The 21948-nt window shown below is 44.6% G+C and carries 20 protein-coding genes; 15 read left to right on the top strand and 5 right to left on the bottom strand.

All coding sequences use genetic code 11. From position 1 onward, the window contains the following. Positions 1 to 66: 66 nt before the first annotated feature. On the top strand, positions 67 to 750 hold the full coding sequence (locus tag GTW09_RS14660) for a type 1 glutamine amidotransferase domain-containing protein (RefSeq protein WP_163112495.1): 684 nt from the start codon (positions 67 to 69) through the stop codon (positions 748 to 750). Between the two features lie 216 nt (positions 751 to 966). Here the strand turns inward: GTW09_RS14660 and argR are convergent, their stop codons facing one another. Next, positions 967 to 1431 carry a transcriptional regulator ArgR gene (gene argR / locus GTW09_RS14655; RefSeq protein WP_100972965.1) on the bottom strand — a complete coding sequence of 155 codons (465 nt, stop codon included), beginning with the start codon at positions 1429 to 1431 and terminating at the stop codon, positions 967 to 969. Positions 1432 to 1691: 260 nt separating this feature from the next. Here argR and mdh point away from each other — a divergent pair, with 260 nt between their 5' ends. Next, a complete protein-coding gene (gene mdh / locus GTW09_RS14650; protein WP_071980649.1) occupies positions 1692 to 2630 on the top strand; it encodes a malate dehydrogenase in 939 nt (312 codons plus the stop codon). 393 nt (positions 2631 to 3023) lie between these two features. Here the strand turns inward: mdh and ppc are convergent, their stop codons facing one another. Beyond that, the gene (gene ppc / locus GTW09_RS14645; protein WP_163112494.1) at positions 3024 to 5645 is read right to left on the bottom strand and encodes a phosphoenolpyruvate carboxylase; all 2622 of its coding nucleotides are present in this window, start codon (positions 5643 to 5645) and stop codon (positions 3024 to 3026) included. A gap of 233 nt (positions 5646 to 5878) precedes the next feature. Here ppc and GTW09_RS14640 point away from each other — a divergent pair, with 233 nt between their 5' ends. The 13 genes from GTW09_RS14640 (at position 5879) to GTW09_RS14580 (ending at position 18176) form a co-directional block, all read left to right on the top strand. Further along, positions 5879 to 6499 (top strand): BamJ family beta-barrel-assembly machinery protein, encoded by a 621-nt coding sequence (locus GTW09_RS14640; RefSeq protein ID WP_071980646.1) that lies wholly within the window; start codon positions 5879 to 5881, stop codon positions 6497 to 6499. 225 nt (positions 6500 to 6724) lie between these two features. Next, positions 6725 to 7903 (top strand): enoyl-ACP reductase FabV, encoded by a 1179-nt coding sequence (gene fabV / locus GTW09_RS14635; protein WP_163112493.1) that lies wholly within the window; start codon positions 6725 to 6727, stop codon positions 7901 to 7903. 491 nt (positions 7904 to 8394) lie between these two features. Beyond that, a complete protein-coding gene (locus GTW09_RS14630; RefSeq protein WP_163112529.1) occupies positions 8395 to 9735 on the top strand; it encodes a Na(+)-translocating NADH-quinone reductase subunit A in 1341 nt (446 codons plus the stop codon). Between the two features lie 3 nt (positions 9736 to 9738). Then, positions 9739 to 10941, top strand: a complete 1203-nt coding sequence (locus tag GTW09_RS14625) for an NADH:ubiquinone reductase (Na(+)-transporting) subunit B (RefSeq protein ID WP_163112492.1) — start codon at positions 9739 to 9741, stop codon at positions 10939 to 10941. Next, positions 10931 to 11695, top strand: a complete 765-nt coding sequence (locus tag GTW09_RS14620) for a Na(+)-translocating NADH-quinone reductase subunit C (protein ID WP_163112491.1) — start codon at positions 10931 to 10933, stop codon at positions 11693 to 11695. Before GTW09_RS14625 ends, GTW09_RS14620 begins: the two co-directional genes overlap by 11 nt. Before the next feature lie 10 nt (positions 11696 to 11705). Beyond that, entirely contained in the window at positions 11706 to 12338 is a 633-nt protein-coding gene (locus GTW09_RS14615; RefSeq protein WP_071980642.1) for an NADH:ubiquinone reductase (Na(+)-transporting) subunit D, read from the top strand. A 3-nt stretch (positions 12339 to 12341) separates the two neighbouring features. Beyond that, positions 12342 to 12950: an NADH:ubiquinone reductase (Na(+)-transporting) subunit E gene (gene nqrE / locus GTW09_RS14610; protein WP_071980641.1), complete on the top strand. Its 609-nt coding sequence runs from the start codon at positions 12342 to 12344 to the stop codon at positions 12948 to 12950. A 20-nt stretch (positions 12951 to 12970) separates the two neighbouring features. After that, positions 12971 to 14203: an NADH:ubiquinone reductase (Na(+)-transporting) subunit F gene (gene nqrF / locus GTW09_RS14605; RefSeq protein WP_163112490.1), complete on the top strand. Its 1233-nt coding sequence runs from the start codon at positions 12971 to 12973 to the stop codon at positions 14201 to 14203. A 76-nt stretch (positions 14204 to 14279) separates the two neighbouring features. Next, entirely contained in the window at positions 14280 to 15308 is a 1029-nt protein-coding gene (locus GTW09_RS14600) for an FAD:protein FMN transferase (protein WP_163112489.1), read from the top strand. Positions 15309 to 15317: 9 nt separating this feature from the next. Further along, positions 15318 to 15551 carry a (Na+)-NQR maturation NqrM gene (nqrM, locus tag GTW09_RS14595; RefSeq protein WP_032095528.1) on the top strand — a complete coding sequence of 78 codons (234 nt, stop codon included), beginning with the start codon at positions 15318 to 15320 and terminating at the stop codon, positions 15549 to 15551. A 191-nt stretch (positions 15552 to 15742) separates the two neighbouring features. After that, a complete protein-coding gene (dinB, locus tag GTW09_RS14590) occupies positions 15743 to 16831 on the top strand; it encodes a DNA polymerase IV (RefSeq protein ID WP_163112488.1) in 1089 nt (362 codons plus the stop codon). 12 nt (positions 16832 to 16843) lie between these two features. Then, positions 16844 to 17092 carry a DUF1653 domain-containing protein gene (locus tag GTW09_RS14585; protein WP_163112487.1) on the top strand — a complete coding sequence of 83 codons (249 nt, stop codon included), beginning with the start codon at positions 16844 to 16846 and terminating at the stop codon, positions 17090 to 17092. A gap of 181 nt (positions 17093 to 17273) precedes the next feature. Next, a complete protein-coding gene (locus GTW09_RS14580) occupies positions 17274 to 18176 on the top strand; it encodes an MBL fold metallo-hydrolase (protein ID WP_163112486.1) in 903 nt (300 codons plus the stop codon). Positions 18177 to 18327: 151 nt separating this feature from the next. Here GTW09_RS14580 and GTW09_RS14575 read toward each other — a convergent pair whose 3' ends face one another. Genes GTW09_RS14575 through GTW09_RS14565 form a run of 3 tightly spaced genes read right to left on the bottom strand, consistent with a single transcriptional unit; the run spans position 18328 to position 21942 of the window. After that, entirely contained in the window at positions 18328 to 18768 is a 441-nt protein-coding gene (locus tag GTW09_RS14575) for a group I truncated hemoglobin (RefSeq protein ID WP_338024967.1), read from the bottom strand. A gap of 4 nt (positions 18769 to 18772) precedes the next feature. Beyond that, positions 18773 to 19618, bottom strand: coding sequence for a DUF3034 family protein (locus GTW09_RS14570; RefSeq protein WP_100972961.1), 846 nt, complete (start codon positions 19616 to 19618; stop codon positions 18773 to 18775). Beyond that, a complete protein-coding gene (locus tag GTW09_RS14565; RefSeq protein ID WP_163112485.1) occupies positions 19615 to 21942 on the bottom strand; it encodes a bifunctional diguanylate cyclase/phosphodiesterase in 2328 nt (775 codons plus the stop codon). Before GTW09_RS14565 ends, GTW09_RS14570 begins: the two co-directional genes overlap by 4 nt. Between the last annotated feature and the right edge of the window lie 6 nt (positions 21943 to 21948).

Here is a 21948-nt window from a genome sequence, read left to right as displayed (position 1 = left end):
TCTAATCGTGAGGTGTGGACGAAAGAACTGATAAGTTTATTCTGAAAACCAACGCAAGGAGGTCAAATGTCAAAGTCTATTCTTATGGTAATGACATCACACGAAATTATGGGTGATACAGGCAATAAAACGGGAATGTGGTTGGAGGAGTTTGCTTCCCCTTATTACGCATTTAAAGACGCTGGTTATTCTATTACATTAGCGTCTCCCATGGGGGGGCAGGTACCTATCGACCCCAATAGCCTCTCCGACGATGCCATGACCGACGATGCCATACGTTATACTAAAGATGACGTGGCACGAAGCGCCGTTGCCTCTACTATCCAACTCGAAGATGTGCGTGCAGAAGAATTTGATGCGGTGTTTTATCCGGGTGGTCACGGTCCCCTTTGGGACCTATCTGACAATGCATATTCTATCAAACTCATCGAAGATACCATTGCAGCGAATAAGCCAGTAGGTGCGGTGTGTCATGCGCCTATTGTGCTAAAAGACGTTAAGAACCCTGACGGCAGTTTTTTAGTTGACGGAAAAGCTGTAACTGGCTTTTCAAATAGCGAAGAGGCGGCCATGCAGTTAACCGATGTGGTGCCTTATCTTGTAGAAGACGAGTTGAAAAGCAAGGGCGGAAAGTTTGAAAGCGCCGACGATTTTGCAGTAAAAGTATGTACTGATGGACTACTTGTAACAGGGCAAAATCCACCGTCATCTCGCCCTGCAGCAGACGCTTTGATAAAGTTAATTTCATAAGCAAGTTTCATGAGCAAGTATAGCGCTGCGAACTTTGGTTCACTCGCGTTGAAAGTTTTTGATTAAAGACTTTCTAAAGCGAAAAACCATTGAACAGCGTCTATGCTAATGAAAACGCTTTAATAGAAAAAGTTAAAATAGAAAAAGCCGCTGTTAAATATGTTTTCTCTTATCGAGAAACTTATTTAGCAAGCGGCTTTTTTGTATTGAGACTCTTTAAACGTTGTCGAACAGGTCTTCAACACGCAAACGAAGCTCTTCTATTTTTTGAACATCCGCAGGCGCGATAAAGATAGTATCGTCACCAGCAATGGTGCCCAGTACGCCATCTTTTTTACTCAACGAGTCAAGTAGCCTGGCAATAAGTTGTGCTGCGCCTGGGCTGGTTCTAATAATGACCATTACATTGTTGTGTACTACATCAAGCACAAGCTGTTTTAACGGGCTTTTGGCAGTGGGCATTCCAAGCTCTGGTGGTAGGCAGTAAACCATGTCTCCACGAGCGTTACGGGTGCGTACAGCGCCAAACTTACTGAGCATTCTTGATATTTTCGACTGACTAATATTGTCGAAGTTTTGCGCCTTTAAGGCATCTACTATTTCACCTTGTGAACCGTAGCTCTCAGCTTTAAGTATTTCTTTGAAAGCTTTAATCAGTTGTTCTTGTTTTGTGTTAGCCATTAAGCGCTCTTTTTTGTCTCATTAGTTGTTTTAACCAGTAGGGTATGGCCAAAACAACTGAATTCAGTTTTTATTCGCATATTGTGCCCCACAGGTGGACTTTAGGCAATTTGTTTGCATAATCATCCATGATAATGAATATTGACAAAAAATCGCTGTTTATGGCGTCAATAAGACGATCCGGTGATTGAGTTTTCCCCCGCGTTGCATTAGTGTGACGTTCCGTTTAAATACGTGAGTAATCCCATAGGAGAAATGGTATGAAAGTAGCCGTGTTAGGTGCTGCAGGTGGTATCGGTCAAGCGCTGTCGTTGTTGTTAAAAACACAATTGCCAGCAGGTTCAGATTTAGCGCTTTATGACGTTGCGCCAGTTGTTCCTGGTGTTGCAGTTGATTTAAGCCACATCCCCACTGCGGTTAAAGTAACCGGTCACGGTAAAGATGACCTAGCTGGTGCACTAACTGGATCAGACGTTGTTCTTATTCCAGCTGGTATGCCGCGTAAGCCGGGTATGGATCGTTCTGATCTATTCAACATCAACGCTGGAATCGTTAAAAACCTTATTGAAGGTGTTGCTGATAACTGTCCAGACGCGTGTGTTGGAATCATCACCAACCCAGTTAATACTACAGTTGCTATCGCAGCTGAAACGCTTAAAGCAAAAGGCGTTTACAACAAAAACAAACTTTTCGGTGTAACTACGCTAGACGTAATCCGCGCTGAAACTTTTGTTGCTGAGCTTAAAGGTGTAGACGTATCTTCTGTGCACGTGCCGGTAATTGGTGGTCACTCTGGTACAACTATTCTACCTCTTCTTTCACAAGTTGAAGGTGTTGAGTTTACAGACGAAGAAGTGGCTAGCCTAACGACTCGTATCCAAAATGCGGGTACTGAAGTTGTTGAAGCGAAAGCGGGCGGCGGTTCTGCAACCCTTTCTATGGGTCAAGCAGCAGCACGTTTCTGCTTATCTCTAGTTGCAGCAATGCAAGGCGAGAACGTTGTTGAGTACACTTATGTACAAACTGACGACAGCGACGACGCAGCATTCTTCGCTCACCCAGTTCGCTTAAGTGCAAACGGTGTTGAAGAAATCTTGCCATACGGCGAGCTAAGCGCATTTGAAGAAAAAGCGAAAAACGACATGCTTGAAGGCCTACGTGGCGACATCAAGCTAGGCGTAGACTTCGTAAACGGCTAATTAGGCTGTTGGTGGATGCGCTGCATCCGCCGAATAAAGGCTGGATACGTAAGGCCTACACAGACACGCCGAGATTCCATCCATGGAGGCTTGGCTGCAGCATCCCTGCTGCAGACAGTCTGTTACGACCTTACGTATCCAGCCTTTTTGTTACATCTTGTAGGCTTCGCCACCGCATCCAGGCGCGGGCTCTTGAAAGAGTAAAAGCCTGCTAATCACAAGCCTCCCAGTTTAAGCATTCCCCGCATAGCATCGATTCACTGCGAATAAAAAATAAGACTTAACGCTTATCAATTTAATAGGAGGTTAGAGACATAGAGCAAGCGGGAAAAATGAGGTATAAAAAAACCCGCGTTAAACGCGGGTTTTGATGTGCTTTCTTAAAATAACTTATTAACCAGTATTACGCATACCAATAGCAATACCTGCAATCGTCACCATCATGGCGCGTTCTAAGCTGGTATTTTGCGACTCGTCACCTGCTTTTCTAATGCGGTCAAGCAATTCAATTTGCAGATAGTGAAGAGGCTGCAAGTACGCTGCACGAATTTCCATCGACTCTTTGCCTTGAGGGTCATTAGCCATAATGTCTTTTTCGCCAGTGATTGAGAGTAAAGAAGAAATGCTTTCTTTTAGCTCAGTACGTAGGGCTTCACCGAAGTGTTTAAGCTCTTTTGGCACTAGGCGCTCGTCATACGCCTCACTAATGCGAGGGTCGGCTTTGTGGAACACCATATCTAACATTGATAGGCGTGAACGGTAAAATGGCCACTCACTGAACATTTCGTTGACGACTTTTTCATTCTCAGGTGTTTTTACGCTATCGATTGCACGCATAACGCCTAACCAACTTGGCAATACCAAGCGAGTTTGCGCCCATGCAAATATCCACGGAATAGCACGTAAGCTCTCAATACCGCCCTGAGGTTTACGCTTCGCAGGGCGGCTACCAAGCGGCAGCTTGCCAAGCTCTTGCTCTGGCGTTGCAACGCGAAAGTAAGGAACAAATTCTTCATCGTGACGTACAGTGGCGCGATAGTTGTCGCGGCCCTGACCTGCCATAGTAGTGATAAGCTCGCGCCATTCTTCTTTTGGTGCTGGAGGCGGGAACAACATGGCTTCTATAATAGCGCTGGCGTAAATACCTAAGCTGCGCTTAGCAAGAGTTGGCATGCCGAACTTATAGCGAATGGTTTCGCCTTGCTCCGTTACGCGGAAACCGCCTTCAAGTGAACCAGGAGGCTGCGAGTAAATAGCGGCGTGAGCCGGCAAGCCACCTCGACCGATAGTGCCGCCACGACCGTGGAATAGCGTAAGCGATACATCAAATTCTTCAGCAATAGCAACAAGCGCTTCTTGAGACTGATACTGTGCCCATCCCGCGGCGAGTGCTCCGGCGTCCTTTGCCGAATCAGAGTAACCAATCATCACAAACTGACGACCCTTCACGTATCCGCGATACCAGTCAATAGACAGTAGTTTGCGCATTACATCAGGTGAATTATTTAAGTCGTCTAATGTTTCAAATAGTGGAGCCACTGGCATTGGCCAGCTTACGCCGCTTTCTTGAAGTAGTAATTGCACGGCAAGCACGTCAGACGGCTCGCTCGCCATTGAGATAATATAAATACCAAAACCATGCTTACTGTGATTAGCAATAACTTTACAGGTTTCAAGTACTTCTTTAACGTCGTCAGATGCATCCCACTGTGCTGGGAATAGCGGGCGTTTCGAGCCAAGTTCTCTCAATAAGAAAGCTTGTTTATCGGCTTCACTCCACTGGGCATAGTCGCCTAATCCAAGATAGCGAGTTAGCTCACTAAATACGTCTGAATGACGTTCGGAGTCTTGGCGAACGTCAAGGCGCAGCAAATGGATACCAAATACACGAGCACGGCGAATGGTATCTAGTAATAAGCCGTTAGCCACTACTTGCATGCCACAGTCAATCAATGACTGGTGACAAAGCATCAGTACGTCAATTAACTCGTCATCGCTTTCTACCCACTCTGAAATATCTGGGTTTTTACCAGCTAAATAGTCATCAATACCATCGCGTGTTTTAATAAAGCGAGATACCAATGGACGAAGCAGCGCACGATATGGCTCGTTAGCATCGCCCACTTTTGCGCGAAGCTCATCGTTACAGTCGTACATTGACAGCTCAACCTGTAAGCGGTCTAAATCGATAGCAAATAATTTTGCTGCTCGCTTTCTCGCTAACAACAATACCTGCTCAGTGACTTTTGAAGTAACGAATGGGTTACCATCGCGGTCTCCACCCATCCAAGAACTGAACTGAACTGGAGAAGCGTCAAGTGGTAACGCAACATTGTAATCTTTAGTAAGACGATCGCTTAACTCGCGAAGGAAGTCTGGCACCGCTTCCCATAGTGAATTTTCGATAACCGAGAAGCCCCAGCGAGCTTCGTCTACAGGTGTTGGGCGTACCGAGCGAATTTCTTCGGTATGCCAGGCTTGTGCAATCAAATCGGCGATACGAGTTTCTACTTTAGCGCGATCGACATCGTTGAGTGATTCTTGGTGAACGGCCTGTAGGCAATCAGCTAATTCTTTATGCTTATGTATCAGGGTTCTTCGAGTGACTTCAGTAGGGTGAGCAGTTAAAACAAGATCGATATTGAGTTTGCCTACAGCTTCTTGCACTTTTTCAGTGGTGAGCTCAGCTTTATCAAGGTGCTCAAAAAGAGCGTCCATCGACGCATCAACATTCATTGCTGCGTTGTATTCTTGCTCAGCAATGTTGCCTAAATTCAAAAATTGCGCGAAGGCACGGCCGACGGTAAGTAAATCGTCATCGGTCATGGTTTTGAAAGTTTCTTTCAGTTCTTCGCTACATTTTCCGTCGCCTTGATACGAGGCTCTGCCGTCGATTCGTATTTTTTCAATACGATCAAGCCATTCTTGACCCAACTGATTTTTAATAGTTTCGCCAAGTGTCTTTCCAAGATATCGAACGGTATCTTTTAGTTCAGCATCGTGATGAGTTTGCATGCTATCCTCCTAAATATATGGTTCTAACCATACTGCGTCCTTTGCAACTTGTCTAACCTCTTTCGGTTATAATTTACAACATTTTGATACTTTTACAGCCTTATTAACAATGCTGAAGGCAAGATAAATTATGGTGTGGTACACTCTCGCACCGGAAAATGCAGAAAAATTCTCGCGGTATGCGAGTTGTTTAAAATTCGTACTGCATTTGTAATTTAATTTCAGGAGTTATTGTGACTGATACTTTCAATACAGTAGAAACCCAAGCGAGTTACGGCATTGGTTACCAAATGGGCCAACAACTACAATCTAACCCTTTTGACGGTTTAGCAATTGATGCAGTTGTTGCTGGCTTAAAAGATGCGTTTGCGGCTTCTGCACCTCAAGTTGACAACGATACACTTCGCGATGCGTTCGGTGAAATACACAACCGTATGCAAGCGGCTAAAGAAGAAGCTAGCAAAGCTGTAATAGAAGCAGGCACTAAGTTTCTTGAAGACAACGCCAAGCGCGATGAAGTTAACGTTACCGAGTCTGGTCTTCAATACGAAGTTGTTGCTGAGGGCGAAGGTGAGTCACCAGTTGCAGCAAGTACAGTGCGTGTTCATTACCACGGTACACTCATTGACGGTGCAACATTTGACAGCTCTTATGAGCGTGGTCAACCTGCGGAATTCCCAGTAGGTGGCGTAATTAAAGGTTGGACTGAAGCACTTCAAATGATGAAAGTTGGTTCAAAGTGGCGTTTATACGTTCCTCACGACCTTGCCTATGGTGAGCAAGGTGCGGGCGCAGCCATCGCTCCTTACAGCACACTTATTTTTGATGTTGAACTTCTTGATATCCTTGGCTAATTAAACGCCATCAATTGCAAAAGTAAGCGCAGCATCTTGTTGCGCTTTTTCATTCCTAGAGTTTATAACCAGTAATTCCACTCTCATTTTCCTTTACTAAAAACCCCGTATTCAACCAACCCCAATATGCGTTATGCTTGAAAACATGCAAGATACATCTGCTCCGAGTTGTTAAACGCAGTCACAGCATTACAATAGCGCCACGCTTAAATAAGGAAAATTATTATGGTTATCAAGCCTAAAGTGAGAGGCTTCATTTGTACAAATGCACATCCAGAGGGGTGTTTGGCATCGGTGGAAGAGCAAATTGCCTACGTGGAAGGCCAAGGCGATTTGGGAGAAGGGCCTAAAAACGTACTCGTTATTGGTAGCTCAACCGGTTATGGCCTCGCGTCTAGAATAACATCCGCTTTTGGCTATGGCGCTAAAACCTTAGGTGTGTGCTTTGAAAAAGCGCCTACTGAACGTAAAACGGGAACCGCGGGCTGGTATAACACTGCCGCATTTCATCGTAAGGCTGAAGCAAAAGGGTTATTTGCAGATACGATTAATGGTGACGCTTTTTCAGACGAGATAAAGCAACAAACTATTGAAAAGATTAAAGCAGGGATGGGCAAGGTTGATTTGGTAATTTACAGCCTGGCATCGCCACGTAGAACCGACCCAGATACTGGCGTAACGTACAAGTCTACACTGAAGCCTGTCGGTCAGGCATACACAACAAAAACTTACGATACTGACAAAGACAAGGTACATGAAGTTGCGTTAGAGCCGGCTAACGATGAAGAAATCTTGCACACTATTAAAGTAATGGGCGGTGAAGATTGGGAACGTTGGATGGATTTTCTGCGCGATGCAGATGTGTTATCAGAAGGCTGTAAAACCACTGCTTACACCTACATTGGCAAAGAATTGACTTGGCCTATTTATGGGCAAGCCACTATCGGAAAAGCCAAAGAAGACTTAGACAGAGCTGCTGCAGCCATTATTGGCAAAAACAGCGACTTGTTTGTTCAAGCGAATGTAAGCTCGTTAAAAGCGCTGGTAACACAAGCGAGTTCGGCAATACCTGTCATGCCTCTTTATATCTCACTCATATACAAGGTAATGAAAGAAGAGGGCACGCACGAAGGATGTATTGAGCAAATTCATGGATTATTTACACAGTGTTTGTTTGGCGATAGTCCAACGCTGGATGAGGCCAATCGCTACCGCATGGATGGCAAAGAAACCAATGATGCCACTCAAGCGAAAATAAAGGCGCTTTGGGACCAAGTTACACAAGAAAATTTTCATGCGGTAAGTGATTATGAAGGTTACCACCATGAGTTTTTGAAGTTATTCGGGTTTGATATTGAATCGGTCGATTATGACAAAGACGTCGATCCAAAGGTAGAATGGTAGTCTACTTTTAATGCGTTATACTATGCGATAAGCCGCTGCTGAAAGCGGCTTTTTTATAGTGTTTTTTACTGCCATTTACATCGCATAAATCAGGAAATAGGTGATACAGACCATTGGTTTACATTAAATTGTCGAAAATTTTGCCTTTATCTGTGATTTGCGTGGCACAAACGTGTTGGTTAATGCTAAAATCCCGAAATTAAGTGGGGGGCCGTTTTAATCCTCGCTAAAACAACAGTCTCATATTCGGCATCAGTATAGTAAAAACAACGGTTTCCGATGAGATTGTCCAAGAAAGACAGGGTGAAAAGCCCGCATTAGGAATGAATCACCACGGTTTCGTTTTCGCAAGTCGTGAAAAGTTCGGCAAGTTCCGTCAATCAAGAATAAAAGGTGTTTAACACCTGTTACTAGTACGCTTTTGCATGCTGACAGGCAGGATTACTGCGGTTATGCAAAAGGGTATTTCTATTAGAGTAGTGCAATTACATATGATTAAAATCAAGAAAGGTCTCGACCTCCCAATTGAGGGAGCGCCAAAGCAGGAGATTGCTGATGCATCTGCTGCAACGCGCGTTGCCATTCTGGGAGAAGAATATGTGGGTATGCGCCCTACCATGCACGTCCAAGTTGGCGATGTAGTGAAGAAAGGTCAGGTTCTTTTTGAAGATAAAAAGAACCCAGGCGTTAAATTCACTGCACCGTTAGCGGGTGAAGTGGTAGAGGTTAATCGTGGTGCAAAACGGGTACTTCAGTCTGTAGTGATTAAAGCTAACGGTAGCGATGCTGTTAAATTTGATACGCTAACAGCTGACCAAATCTCAAGTGCTTCACGAGAGCAGCTCCAATCAATCCTCGTAGAATCTGGCATGTGGACAGCGCTTCGTACGCGTCCATTTAGCAAATCTCCTGCGCTAGATTCTGTACCAAGCTCAATTTTCGTTACAGCAATGGATACTAATCCGTTAGCAGCCGATCCGGCTGTTATCATTGCTGAGCGTCAAGAAGACTTCGTAAATGGTCTTAAAGCGCTAACGCAACTGAGCGGTGGCAAAACGTACGTTTGTAAGGCGCCTGGTACGTCGGTTGCAACAGGTGATGCTGCAGTTGACGTTGAAGAGTTTGGTGGGCCTCACCCTGCGGGTCTTCCTGGCACGCACATCCACTACTTAGATGCAGTTGGTCTTAACAAAACAGTTTGGCACGTCAATTACCAAGACGTTATAGCAATGGGTGCGCTGCTTACTACAGGTGAACTTGATAGCAAACGCGTTATCTCGTTGGCAGGTCCTGCAGTTAAGAATCCCCGTTTGCTTCGCACCACAGTAGGTGCAGATTTAGAAGAATTGACGGCGAATGAAGTGACTGATGGCGACATTCGTGTTGTGTCTGGTTCTGTACTTAACGGCACCACGGCGCAAGGTGTTCACGGCTTCTTAGGTCGTTTCCACACCCAAGTATCAGTATTAAAAGAAGGTCACGAGAAAAAATTATTTGGCTGGATTACTCCAGGGTCAGATAAACACTCAGTGACACGCGCATACCTAGGTCACCTAGGTGGTAGCAAGAAATTTGATATGACAACAACTACCAATGGTTCTGAACGTTCTATGGTTCCAATTGGTAATTATGAACGCGTTATGCCCCTAGATATCATTCCTACGCTTTTGCTTAGGGACCTGATTTCTGGAGATACTGACAGTGCTCAGACATTGGGTTGCTTAGAGTTGGACGAAGAAGATTTGGCATTGTGTACTTATGTATGCCCTGGCAAATATAATTATGCTCCTATTTTACGCGACTGTTTGGCCACGATAGAGAAAGAGGGTTAAGTCATGGGTTTAAAAGCGTATTTAGAAAAAATCGAACCGAACTTCGAGCCAGGTGGTAAGCATGAAAAGTGGTATGCGCTTTACGAAGCTGCGGCTACCATCTTTTACACGCCGGGCAAAGTAAACAAAGCAAATACTCACGTGCGCGATAGTATCGATCTTAAGCGCATCATGATCATGGTATGGATGGCAACATTCCCAGCTATGTTCTTTGGTATGTACAACATTGGTTTCCAAGCACAAGATGCAATTGCAGCGGGTGCTGGTACATTACCTGATACATGGCAAGCGGGCCTATTCACTGCGCTTGGCGGTGATTTGTCGAACGCTGGCGTACTAGGCATGTTCTTCTACGGCGCATGTTTCTGGTTACCCATTTATGCCACTACCTTTATCGTAGGCGGTTTTTGGGAAGTGCTATTCGCATCTGTGCGTAAGCATGAAGTTAACGAAGGTTTCTTTGTAACCTCTGTGCTCTTTGCTCTTACACTTCCAGCCACTATTCCATTATGGCAGGTAGCTTTAGGTATTACTTTTGGTGTTGTTATTGCCAAAGAAGTATTCGGTGGAACAGGCCGTAACTTCCTTAACCCAGCACTATCAGGTCGTGCTTTCTTGTACTTTGCTTATCCTGCACAAATCTCAGGTGACCAAGTATGGGTAGCGGCAGACGGATATTCTGGTGCTACTTCTTTAAGCCAAGCAGCATCTGGCAAACTTGATTACTCAAACATGGACCAATGGATGAATAGTTTCATCGGTACCATTTCAGGTTCTGCGGGTGAGGTATCTACCTTGGCCATTATTCTTGGTGGTTTATTCATCATGTATATGGGTATCGCAAGCTGGCGTATCGTTGCAGGTGTAGGCTTAGGTGTGGCGTTCTTCGCAACACTACTTAATGTTATTGGCAGCGACACAAATATGATGTTTGCTATGCCAGCATACTGGCACTTCGTTGTGGGTGGTCTTGCATTCGGCATGTTCTTTATGGCGACAGATCCAGTATCTGCAGCGTTTACAAATCAAGGTAAGTGGGCTTACGGCTTCTTTATCGGATTCATGACCGTGTTAATACGCGTATTGAACCCAGCCTTCCCTGAAGGTGTGATGCTAGCGATTCTATTTGCTAACTTGTGGGCACCACTGTTCGACTATTTTGTCGCACAAAGCAATATCAAGCGGAGGGTAGCACGTGTCGGCTAAGAAAGAATCTTTAGGCAAAACGTTTGGTATTGTTGTTGCCGTATGTTTAGTGTGTTCAATTGTTGTATCTGGCGCGGCCGTAGGCCTGCGCTCGTTACAGCAAACAAACGCCGCTCTAGATAAAAAGAGCAACATTCTAAATGCTGCAGGCCTTTACGATATGGGCATGAGCAACAGCGAAATTGAAAGTACGTATTCTGAGCGTGTTGAGTCGCGCTATGTGAACTTAGACAGTGGACAGTTTGTTGAAGCACCAAAGCCAGATTACGATATGTATAAGGCTGCAAAAGAAACTGAGTACAGCACAAAAGTGACGAATAGTAACGTTGGATTCCAACGTCGTCCTGACGTTGCCAGTGTTTACTTGGTGCGTGATGCACAAGGTGATGTATCTCGCATCATCTTGCCTGTTCACGGCAGCGGTCTATGGGATCTTATGTATGGTTTCTTAGCATTAGACGCAGACGGAAAAACCGTTCGCGAGCTAATCTATTACCAGCAAAAAGAAACACCAGGGCTTGGCGGTGAGGTTCAAAATCCATCGTGGCAGGAGAAATGGGACGGCAAAGAAATATACGAAAATGGCGAAGTTGCTATTCGTGTAGTTAAAAATGCTAACCCAAGCAATCCTCACACAATTGATGCGCTTTCAGGTGCAACCCTTACTAGTAACGGTGTTGAAAATACAATTCGTTACTGGGTAGGCGAGCAAGGCTTCGGCCAGTTCCTGAAGAACCAAGCATGGCGTTCATAAGGGAAGTCTCATGGCAGATACTAAAGAAATGAAAAAGGCCCTCTTTGGGCCGATATTGGACAACAACCCGATCGCCCTTCAGGTATTAGGGGTATGTTCAGCACTGGCAATTACCACCAAGCTAGAAACGGCGTTGGTAATGTCATTGGCGCTTACAAGCGTTGTAGCGTTCTCTAACTTGTTTATCTCACTAATACGTAATCAGATACCGTCGAGCGTGCGAATTATCATTCAGATGACAATTATTGCGTCTTTGGTAATCGTTGTTGACCAAATATTGAAAGCGTATTCGTATGAAATATCGAAGCAACTGTCGGTATTCGTTGGCCTCATTATTACAAACTGTATTGTAATGGGCCGTGCGGAAGCTTACGCAATGAAGAGCCCACCTCTTATGAGTTTCCTTGACGGTATTGGTAACGGTTTAGGATATTCTTTCGTCCTTGTTGTTATCGGTACAATTAAAGAACTGTTCGGGTTCGGTACTATTCTTGGTTTTGAGATCCTTCCACTTGTACAAAATGGTGGTTGGTATCAGGGTAACGGGCTATTAATACTGCCATTCAGTTCATTCTTCTTAATCGGCGGTATGATTTGGTTTATCCGTACCATCCGTCCAGAGCAAGTAGAGCCTAAGGAGTAAGTCGTGGAACATTATTTGTCGTTATTTGTTCGCTCAATTTTTGTTGAGAACATGGCGTTATCACTTTTCTTAGGTATGTGTACCTTCTTGGCGGTATCTAAGAAAGTAAAAACTGCAATGGGTCTTGGTGTTGCGGTAATTGTTGTTCTTGGTATTTCAGTACCTGTGAACCAAATAATTTACGTAAACATACTTGCTCCTGGTGCGCTAGCTTGGGCAGGTTTCCCAGAAGCAGACTTAAGTTTTCTTAACTTTCTTACGTTCATCGGTGTAATCGCTGCATTGGTTCAAATTCTAGAAATGAGTTTGGACAAGTTCTTCCCAGCGCTATACAACGCACTTGGTATATTTTTGCCGTTGATCACCGTTAACTGCGCAATCTTTGGTGGTGTTGCATTTGCGGTTCAACGCGAATATAACTTGAGCGAAAGTGTGGTTTACGGCGTAGGAAGTGGTATCGGTTGGGCAATTGCCATTGTGCTGTTGGCCGCTGTACGCGAAAAGCTGAAATATGCCGATATGCCTGATGGAATTCGTGGTCTTGGATCTGTATTCATGATTGCGGGTCTAATGGCGCTTGGCTTCCAGTCATTCACTGGTATTCAGCTTTAATCGAGCTCGGGAGCATATAAATGAATAACGTAGAAATTTATCTAGGCGTCGGCATGTTCATTGCCATTGTATTGGCACTAGTATTCATCATCATGTTTGCCAAGTCGAAGTTGGTACCTAGTGGTGAAGTGACTATTACGATTAATGGCGACCCAGACAAAGCAATTAAAACTGAGCCAGGCGGTAAGTTACTTGGCGCACTGGCAAATGCAGGCTACTTCGTATCTTCAGCATGTGGTGGCGGTGGCTCGTGTGGTCAGTGCCGTGTAGATGTGCATTCAGGCGGTGGTGAGATTTTGCCTACTGAGCTAGATCACATTACTAAAGGTGAAGCACGCGAAGGTTGTCGTCTTTCATGTCAGGTTGCTATCAAGCAAGACATGGAGATCGAGCTAGAAGAGTCTGTATTTGGTGTTAAAAAATGGGATTGTGAAGTTATCTCTAACGATAACAAAGCAACCTTCATTAAAGAACTTAAGCTTAAAATTCCTAACGGCGAAAGTGTACCTTTCCGTGCGGGTGGTTATATTCAAATTGAAGCACCAGCTCACCATGTTAAGTACAAGGATTTTGATATTCCTGAAGAGTATCGCGGTGACTGGGAGCGATTTGGCTTCTTTGACATCGAGTCTAAAGTTGACGAAGAGACAATTCGTGCATACTCCATGGCCAATTACCCAGAGGAAGAAGGCATTATTATGTTGAACGTGCGTATTGCTACGCCGCCGCCTAATAATCTAAGCCTGCCTGCTGGTAAAATGTCATCGTACATTTGGAGTCTTAAAGAAGGTGACAAAGCAACGATTTCTGGTCCATTTGGTGAATTCTTTGCGAAAGACACTGATAACGAAATGGTATTCGTTGGTGGTGGTGCCGGTATGGCTCCAATGCGTTCGCACATCTTCGACCAATTACGTCGTTTAAAATCTTCACGTAAGATGAGCTTCTGGTACGGTGCACGTTCACTTCGTGAAATGTTCTACACAGAGGATTTCGACGAGTTAGCGGCTGAGAATGAGAATTTTGAGTGGCACGTGGCACTTTCAGATCCACAGCCTGAAGACAACTGGGAAGGTGAGACTGGATTCATTCACCAAGTGTTACTTGAGAGATATCTCAAAGACCACCCAGCGCCAGAAGACTGTGAGTTCTACATGTGTGGACCACCTATGATGAACGCTGCCGTTATCAACATGCTTAAAGATTTAGGTGTTGAAGACGAGAACATCATGCTAGATGACTTCGGTGGTTAATCTACGCAATTAAGTTGTAAAAAAGGGGCGTAAGCCCCTTTTTTGTTTGTGCTAAAGATAAAGTAAGGAACATAGTGTGATTCGATTTTTTGTTCGAATTCTTTTAGCGGTTATAGCTATCAGCATGGTCATGCTTGCAAGCTGCAGTGATGACAGTCGTCCTGTTGTGCATTTGCAAGGGCAAACCATGGGCACAACTTATAACGTTAAATATATAGCGGCGGACGGAAAAGCAGTAGAGGGCCTTCAGTCACAGATTGATGCACGCTTGGTGGATGTAAACAAAATGATGTCTACATACGATCCTACTTCTGAATTGTCTCGCTTTAATCAATACCGCTACACTGACAATTTTCCTGTGTCTGGTGATACTTTATTGGTTGTAAATGAAGCGTTGCGTTTGGCGAAACTTAGCGGCGGCGTATTAGACGTGACTGTCGGACCGCTCGTAAACTTATGGGGGTTTGGACCCACAAAACGCCCAGAAAAGGCACCTAGCGAAGACGATATCAATGATATTCGCGATTATGTAGGCTATGAAAAGCTAGTAAGTACCCCTAGCGGACTTAAAAAGCGTCATCCTATGCTGTATGTCGACCTATCTACCATTGCTAAAGGCTTTGGTGTTGACGAAGTAGCAGAAATACTTGAGCAGTATAGTATTGAAAACTATCTCGTGGAGATAGGCGGCGAAATGCGGGTTAAAGGCTTGCGAGGTGACGAAAGTGAATGGTTAATTGCTATTGAAAAGCCTGTCACCACCGAGCGAGCGATACAGAAAGTTGTATCTATTGGCACAAATGCTGTCGCTACTTCAGGTGATTATAGAAACTACTATGAAGAAGACGGGAAAAGATACTCTCATCTTATTGACCCCACTTCAGGTTACCCAATTTCCCATAACTTAGTGTCTGTCACTGTTGTGCATCCCTCGTCAATGACGGCTGATGGCCTTGCCACGGCATTTAATGTAATGGGGTGGGAACAGGCTATTGAAATTGCCGAAAGAGAAAACCTTGCGGTATTTCTCATTCGTCGCACAGAAGATAGTTTTGAGGAGTATGCGTCGCCAGAATTTGATAAACTAGTGACAGTTCACAATTAAGAGGTAGTTATGTCTACATTTATTCTCGCATTTGGTTTCTTTTTAACAATGGTTGCTGCTATGGCCATAGGTTACCTTGTGCAGCGAAAAACTATTTCAGGAAGCTGTGGTGGACTAGGCGCGATTGGAATTGAAAAAGCGTGCGACTGCCCAGAGCCTTGTGATCGCAAAAAATCACGTATGGAAAAAGAAGAAGCGCGTCAGAAAAAATTGAACGAATGGAAGCAAAACCAAATTTTATAGGCAAAGACGCCCTCAAACATCTTTTGCTTTATACACAAAGCCGTTAGTTATCTACTAGCGGCTTTTTTCTGCAAGCTGCAGGGCATGTCTTACTGGATTAAGTCATCGCTAGTCGCTACTATACTGTCTAAATGTACAGTTTGGTATTAGCATACACTTATAAGCATCCTAGTACCGCAATGCGAGTTTGAATGCGAAAAATCATCCACGTTGATATGGATTGTTTTTATGCCGCAGTGGAAATGCGGGATAATCCTGCGCTTAAGAATATCCCCATTGCTATCGGCGGGAGTTCCGACCGAAGAGGCGTTATTTCTACCTGCAACTATCCGGCGAGAAAATATGGCGTACGTAGCGCAATGGCTACCGCTTATGCCATGAAACTGTGCCCAAATCTTACCTTAGTGAAAGGACGCATGGATGCTTATGCTAGTGAATCTCAAAAAATCCGAAAAATTTTCGCCGACTATACCGACCTTATTGAACCCTTGTCATTAGACGAGGCATATCTTGATGTTACTAACAGCCAGTTTTGTGGCGGCAGCGCTACCTTAATAGCTGAGGAAATACGAGCAAGAATTCAAAGCGAACTTGGCCTTACGGCATCTGCGGGTGTCGCACCCTGTAAATTTGTGGCAAAGGTAGCAAGCGATGAAAACAAACCAGACGGTATTTGTGTCATCACGCCGGATGAGTTAGATGAGTTCGTTCGCAACATGCCGCTTAAAAAAGTACCAGGAGTGGGCAAAGTCACCATGCAAAAGCTCGCTCGTATGGGGCTTAATACCTGTAATGATGTGCGCCAATACCCATTCGAGCGTATTCAAAAAGAGCTCGGTAAGTTTGGCAGCGTGTTGTGGGAACGTGCTCATGGCATAGACGAGCGAGAGCTTTCTGTATCGCGAGAAAGAAAGTCGATAGGGGTAGAGCGCACGTTAAGTGATGATATTCAAACCCTTGAGCAATGCAATGCGTTCCTACCATCGTTACTGGAAAAACTACGTGACAGAATGGAAAATCATAAAAAACGCACAGGCAAACCTGTTCGATTGAGAACCCAAGGTGTAAAGCTTAAGTTTAATGACTTCCAACTGACCACGGTAGAGCACCGTCATGGAACTCTCGATGAGGATTACTTTTCTACTTTGATGAAGGAAGCTTTCGAGCGTGCTAAAGGCCGAGGTATACGTTTAGTAGGTATTCACATTGGCTTAGCGGCGGAACAGTCAACTCAACAACTAGCGTTTGCCTTTGAAGACGAGACGCAAATAAAAACTTAAAAGGAGTATCTGGTGGATACACAACTATTTATTGCGCCAGGGCGCTACAAACACTACAAGGGCCATTTGTACGACGTATATGAGGTGGCCACACATTCAGAAGATGAATCTAAGTTGGTCGTGTATAGGCCTTGCTATGGCGATCGTGAACTGTGGGTTCGTCCACTAGAGATGTTTACAGAGTCCGTAGAGTTAAATAATGCAATAGTACCTAGGTTTGCTTATATAGGAGATATTCCTGACGGTGAAAGCACGCTCTAATGCCAAGGGAAGGTTAAAGTGAACAGGTTTAACTATTTGAGGGTATAAGTTACATCTAAAAGTAGCGACTGGGGTAAATACGGCTCTTAACACGAAGCGCTTTACCCTACTCGTCACTAGAACTCGTACAGAAAGCTTAAGTGAAGAACTTAAGTACTAATAATGCCCAGAGGAACGCGTAATGAAAACAGCAAAGAAAAAACCGTTGATAGCGAAAGCTTTAATCACTGTTACAGCGGTAGCGGCTATATCGTCAATTATCTCTCCGATCTCTTCGGCGTATGCCCAAGATCGCTTTGCCAATGTAGAGGTAAAAGCGACACCCATCAAAGGAGCCGTTCATATGCTAACGGGTATGGGTGGAAATATCGGCGTATCAGCCGGTGATGATGGTGTGCTTATTATTGACGATCAGTTTGCGCCATTGGCTGAGAAAATCGCTGCGCAACTGGGTGAATTAGGCAGTGATAAACCTAAGTATGTTATCAATACCCACTATCACGGCGACCATACAGGCTCTAACGCGTTTTTTCACAGTCATAAGGGGGCTACTATATTTGCACACGAAAATGTTCGTGTGCGTTTAGCTGGCGATGAAAATGTTAAGCCTGAAGCTCTGCCAGCAGTGACTTATGAAGACGGCATAAAGATATATTTTAATAACGAAACGCTGCATGTCATGCACCTTCCTGTAGGGCACACCGATGGAGACAGTGTTGTTTGGTTCGAGCAGCCTAATGTTATGCATACAGGGGATCTGTTCTTCAACGGCATGTTCCCGTACATCGACCAAGGCGCTGGAGGAAATGTAGAGGGTTACATGGAGTCGGTTCAACATCTTTTGAATAAAATAGACGATGACACCATTATCATTCCGGGCCACGGAAAAGTGGGCTCAAAAGCCGAGTACGCCACCTTTTTTAATATGATCAGCGAAACCTTTGACTATGTTAAGGCCCTTAAGCAAGACGGAAAAACCTTAGATGATATCAAAAGCATGGGGCTTGACGATAAGTGGGCACAGTGGAGTTGGAATTTCATCAATGAAGAAAAATGGATAAGCACGTTATATAACGATGCGTAATCTTTGAGGCTGTGCCGATACTATCTGTTGATGCCAGAATCATGCGTTGATGCCAGAATCATGTGTTTATGCTATGCATTTAACAACACGTAGCAACATGAACTGTAGCAATAAAAGAGTGCGTAACAGCCTCTTTTATTGCTGATAAAACTTATAAATAAAGCATTTCATCGCGAGTTGGTGCTAATGCCCTTAGTACCTTATTTTGCAACCGATGCGGCACGTCGGCTTTGTTCATGGCATTTATGAGTAAGTCTACAGTGCGGTTAAAATCGGCTTCGGTAATGTTCATACCACCATGAACTTGTGCCATAGTGTCGCCAGTGTAAGAGCACGGTCCGCCAGTACGAGAGCATATCTGTTCACTTAATTTTTCAACAAAGCGGTTGATATCCGCACCCTCAAAGTAAGCTAAAATGACAGGGTCGCGCTCAATCTCAACAACGAAGTTTTCGACGATTTGCTCTACCTTCTCATTACCTCCTAGCTGATGGTAAACGGAATTTGATTGGCTGGCGCAGCCGGCTAATAACGCTCCCATGCAGCACATACCCAATAAGCCGCTTAGCGAAATAATTCTTAATTTAAGCATAATGTCACCACAGTTGACCGTTTATAGAGAGGTAAAGACCATTTTGATCCTCAGCGCCAGCAATACTGCCTAATTCTGCCCAGGCAAGCGTAAGCGCGATGTGTTTGTTGGGAATGTAACTTACAAAGTAGTCTATCCAGTCTTCTTCGCCTAACCCAAGGTTGTCGGGCTTTTGCCGATACTCCATGCCTACCGCGACATTTCGAGAAAGCAAAACGCCAGCGGAGGCTTCAAGCATAATCTCATGGTCACTATTCTGCGCTCCGCCAAAACCTAGTAACCCAAGTTGATTGGCTTTTGTGGCTCGTGCCGTAACATTCCATACCGCGTTAAAGCCTGCAACAGCGCCTAAATGTATTTTCGTCGCAGCAATATAATAGTCGGTGCCGCTAGATGAAGAGTCAGCGCCGAGTAAGTCGGCTATTGCGCCATCTTCTAATTTCTTATGCTGAAGGCCAATGCTTATTTGCGGGAAGTTGCTATATACTGCATCGCCATAAAGTCGGTATTTCACACCTATTACATTTTGTCTGATGTCACCGCCAAGCTGTTTCAAATCGAAACGTTGATGCGCAGCGCTTATTTCAACACGGTCGTAAAAAGAGGCAGAAACTCCCATCACGTTTAGGCGATAATCATCAAGGTCAACTTGGGTCATTACCGCGCTTACCGAAATTTCATCTTGTGTGTCGTAGCCGGATAATGTTGCCCATGGAACAATACCGCCGCCTCCTGAGCCCTCAATCTGCACAAGCCCTGAAGTAGCGAGTAGCTTACCATCGCCGGCTAATGCATAGTTGCTGGCTATTAAGCAAACTAATGCGCTCAGTACAAAAAAGTAGTGTTTCATAATGAAAACCAATCAGTGTTTATATTATCTTTATACCATTGAATAAAGCTCTCTACGGGGACAGGACGACTTAAAAGGTAGCCTTGCGCATAGTTGCAGCCCCACTTTTGTAATAGCGCCAAACTACCCTGAGTCTCTACACCCTCGGCGATAACTTTCAGATCGAAATTATGGGCTAAATCAATGATCGTTTTTACTATTTGCTGGTCACTTTGGTTTTTGTCTAAATTGAGGACAAAACTCTTATCTATTTTCAGCTCGTTTACTGGCAGGCTTTTTAAATACGACAGCGACGAGTAGCCAGTTCCAAAGTCATCGATAGCAAGCGCGAAGCCCGCGTCGCGATATAAAGCTAGCTCGCTATACACCCCTTCTGCATCGCTCACCAAATCACTCTCAGTGATCTCAAAGGCCAATTGAGACGCCGTTAAACCAGCCTGAACAATTTGCGATTTAATATCTGATAACAGAGTTTTGTTTAAAATGTCTTTGGCAGAGAGGTTAATAGCGACGCATACATCAACATCACTTTGGAGTAGGTTTTTCGTATCGTTGATGGCGCGTTTTATTACCCACTCGGTAACCGCCCCAATTAGACCAGCTTGTTCAGCGATAAGAATAAATTCATCTGGGCCGACAAAGCCAAGTTTTTCACTGTTCCAGCGCATAAGCGCCTCTGCGTGGCTTACCGTGTTAGTAGTGAGATCCAGCTTGGGTTGATACACTAGCGACAATTCGGGGCTGTCTTTGCTCAGTGCCAGTTTTAATTCAGTGATGATACTAATTCGGCGAGTATATTCGGCGTCAAAATTGGCGCTGTAGTGAACCCGATGTGTCGGAAGGTGACGAGCGTGATCCAACGTTATCGCAAGGCGTTTAAGTAGAGTTAATGCGTCATTAGCGTCTTCAGGGCACTTTAAAACTCCTAAAGACAACCTTAGCGTTATAACAACATTCTCAGCTTGGATAGGCGCTGCTAGCTCAGCTTGCACTGAGGCTATTTCTTCGTTGATGAGAGGGTTTGTTGGTATCCATAAAAACTCACCGCCGTTTAGTCTAGCTGTTACTCCCCCAAGTGCACTTAATCGGCCAGCGAGGGTATGCAAGCATAAATCGCCGTTTTGATACCCAAATACATCATTAACGTTGCGAAAGCCGAGTATATTAATGCCAATAACTTGCAATGTTTCATTGTGCTTAAATTTGTTATTCAGTATCTCTGTAATGTGATAGCGGTTAGAGAGACCCGTAAGGAGATCGTGTGTGGCTTGATATTGAATTTGCTCTTCTCGCATTTGAATATTGCTCTGCATAGACTGAAAAGAATCTGAAAGCGCTGCAATTTCCGTTGTGTGGGAGGTAACAAAGGTTTTGTGATTGTAGAAGCCTGCGGCTATTTCTTGGGAGATTTTCGATAAACGTCCCAATGGCCTTGATATACGTTTGGCAAATAACGCTGCAATAATCAGAGAGGCGGCTAACAGCAGAGCAGCAATGATACTGATTTGTTTCTGCAGGGTAGCAAACTCGGTAAACAAGGTTTCCGCGCTTTCAGATAATTCCAGTGTTATTTTCGTGTCGTTTCCACTAAAAAGTGGAATATCCTGTGTGATATACTGTGATTGGTCAGAGGGAATAAAAGATAGCCATGAAATACCCTCTACGCCATTCACCCGCTTAACGTTGTCCTGTTCTTCCGATAGCGTAGACTGCTTAAAAATAATACTGTCGTTTTTTTTCGCGATAATCGCCACTTCAGAGAGCGTAATCGATTTTAAACGCTCCAGAACGGGCGCATCAATTTTAAACCCAATAGCCGCTATCGCAATGGGGTTTGGTGCTTCCACCAATAACAACAACACTTGGTACAGTTCATTGTTGAGCACGATAAATGCGTTGTCTCCGCCCTGTTTAAGGGCGTTGTCTACAAGCTGAGGGTGAGGGAATTGCTGGCCAGGCAATAAGCCATCTGAAGTACTGCTGGTAATGTCGCCAGATAATGTTAGCAGGGCCATAACGTCAGCACCTACGCGATTGCCATGATTTTCCAACGTGCTTGCTATGGTGGCGTTATCTTGCGATGCCACCGCGCTTTTAAAACCAAAATCGTCGGTAAGTACACTGGCATTCGTAAAAAGCTGCTCTTCTCGATTACTGAATACTTCAGCGACTACATAACGAGCTACTTCCAGGCTTTCGGCAAGCTCTCTTTTGGCATGCTCTGTAGTAGACGACCAAACGCTGAATAAAATAGCCACCGTTGACAGCAGCACAAGTCCTGCAGAGAGTCTAAATACGTGCTGATTAAGAGAATAGGATTTCAAAGGCTG

Origin of the sequence: Alteromonas hispanica (assembly GCF_010500915.1) — a bacterium.
Taxonomy (GTDB): domain Bacteria; phylum Pseudomonadota; class Gammaproteobacteria; order Enterobacterales; family Alteromonadaceae; genus Alteromonas; species Alteromonas hispanica.
The sequence above is the reverse complement of the archived record's forward strand: the minus strand, read 5'-3'. Positions and strand labels throughout refer to the sequence as shown.

Bases quoted from the DNA above. Each gene is read 5' to 3' on its own strand.
- GTW09_RS14625 (WP_163112492.1), top strand. From the start codon at position 9,739: ATGGGTTTAAAAGCGTATTTAGAAAAAATCGAACCGAACTTCGAGCCA.
- GTW09_RS14660 (WP_163112495.1), top strand. From the start codon at position 67: ATGTCAAAGTCTATTCTTATGGTAATGACATCACACGAAATTATGGGT.
- mdh (WP_071980649.1), top strand. From the start codon at position 1,692: ATGAAAGTAGCCGTGTTAGGTGCTGCAGGTGGTATCGGTCAAGCGCTG.
- ppc (WP_163112494.1), bottom strand. From the start codon at position 5,645: ATGCAAACTCATCACGATGCTGAACTAAAAGATACCGTTCGATATCTT.
- GTW09_RS14630 (WP_163112529.1), top strand. From the start codon at position 8,395: ATGATTAAAATCAAGAAAGGTCTCGACCTCCCAATTGAGGGAGCGCCA.
- GTW09_RS14570 (WP_100972961.1), bottom strand. From the start codon at position 19,618: ATGAAACACTACTTTTTTGTACTGAGCGCATTAGTTTGCTTAATAGCC.
- GTW09_RS14575 (WP_338024967.1), bottom strand. From the start codon at position 18,768: ATGCTTAAATTAAGAATTATTTCGCTAAGCGGCTTATTGGGTATGTGC.
- fabV (WP_163112493.1), top strand. From the start codon at position 6,725: ATGGTTATCAAGCCTAAAGTGAGAGGCTTCATTTGTACAAATGCACAT.
- nqrF (WP_163112490.1), top strand. From the start codon at position 12,971: ATGAATAACGTAGAAATTTATCTAGGCGTCGGCATGTTCATTGCCATT.
- argR (WP_100972965.1), bottom strand. From the start codon at position 1,431: ATGGCTAACACAAAACAAGAACAACTGATTAAAGCTTTCAAAGAAATA.
- nqrM (WP_032095528.1), top strand. From the start codon at position 15,318: ATGTCTACATTTATTCTCGCATTTGGTTTCTTTTTAACAATGGTTGCT.
- GTW09_RS14580 (WP_163112486.1), top strand. From the start codon at position 17,274: ATGAAAACAGCAAAGAAAAAACCGTTGATAGCGAAAGCTTTAATCACT.
- GTW09_RS14615 (WP_071980642.1), top strand. From the start codon at position 11,706: ATGGCAGATACTAAAGAAATGAAAAAGGCCCTCTTTGGGCCGATATTG.
- dinB (WP_163112488.1), top strand. From the start codon at position 15,743: ATGCGAAAAATCATCCACGTTGATATGGATTGTTTTTATGCCGCAGTG.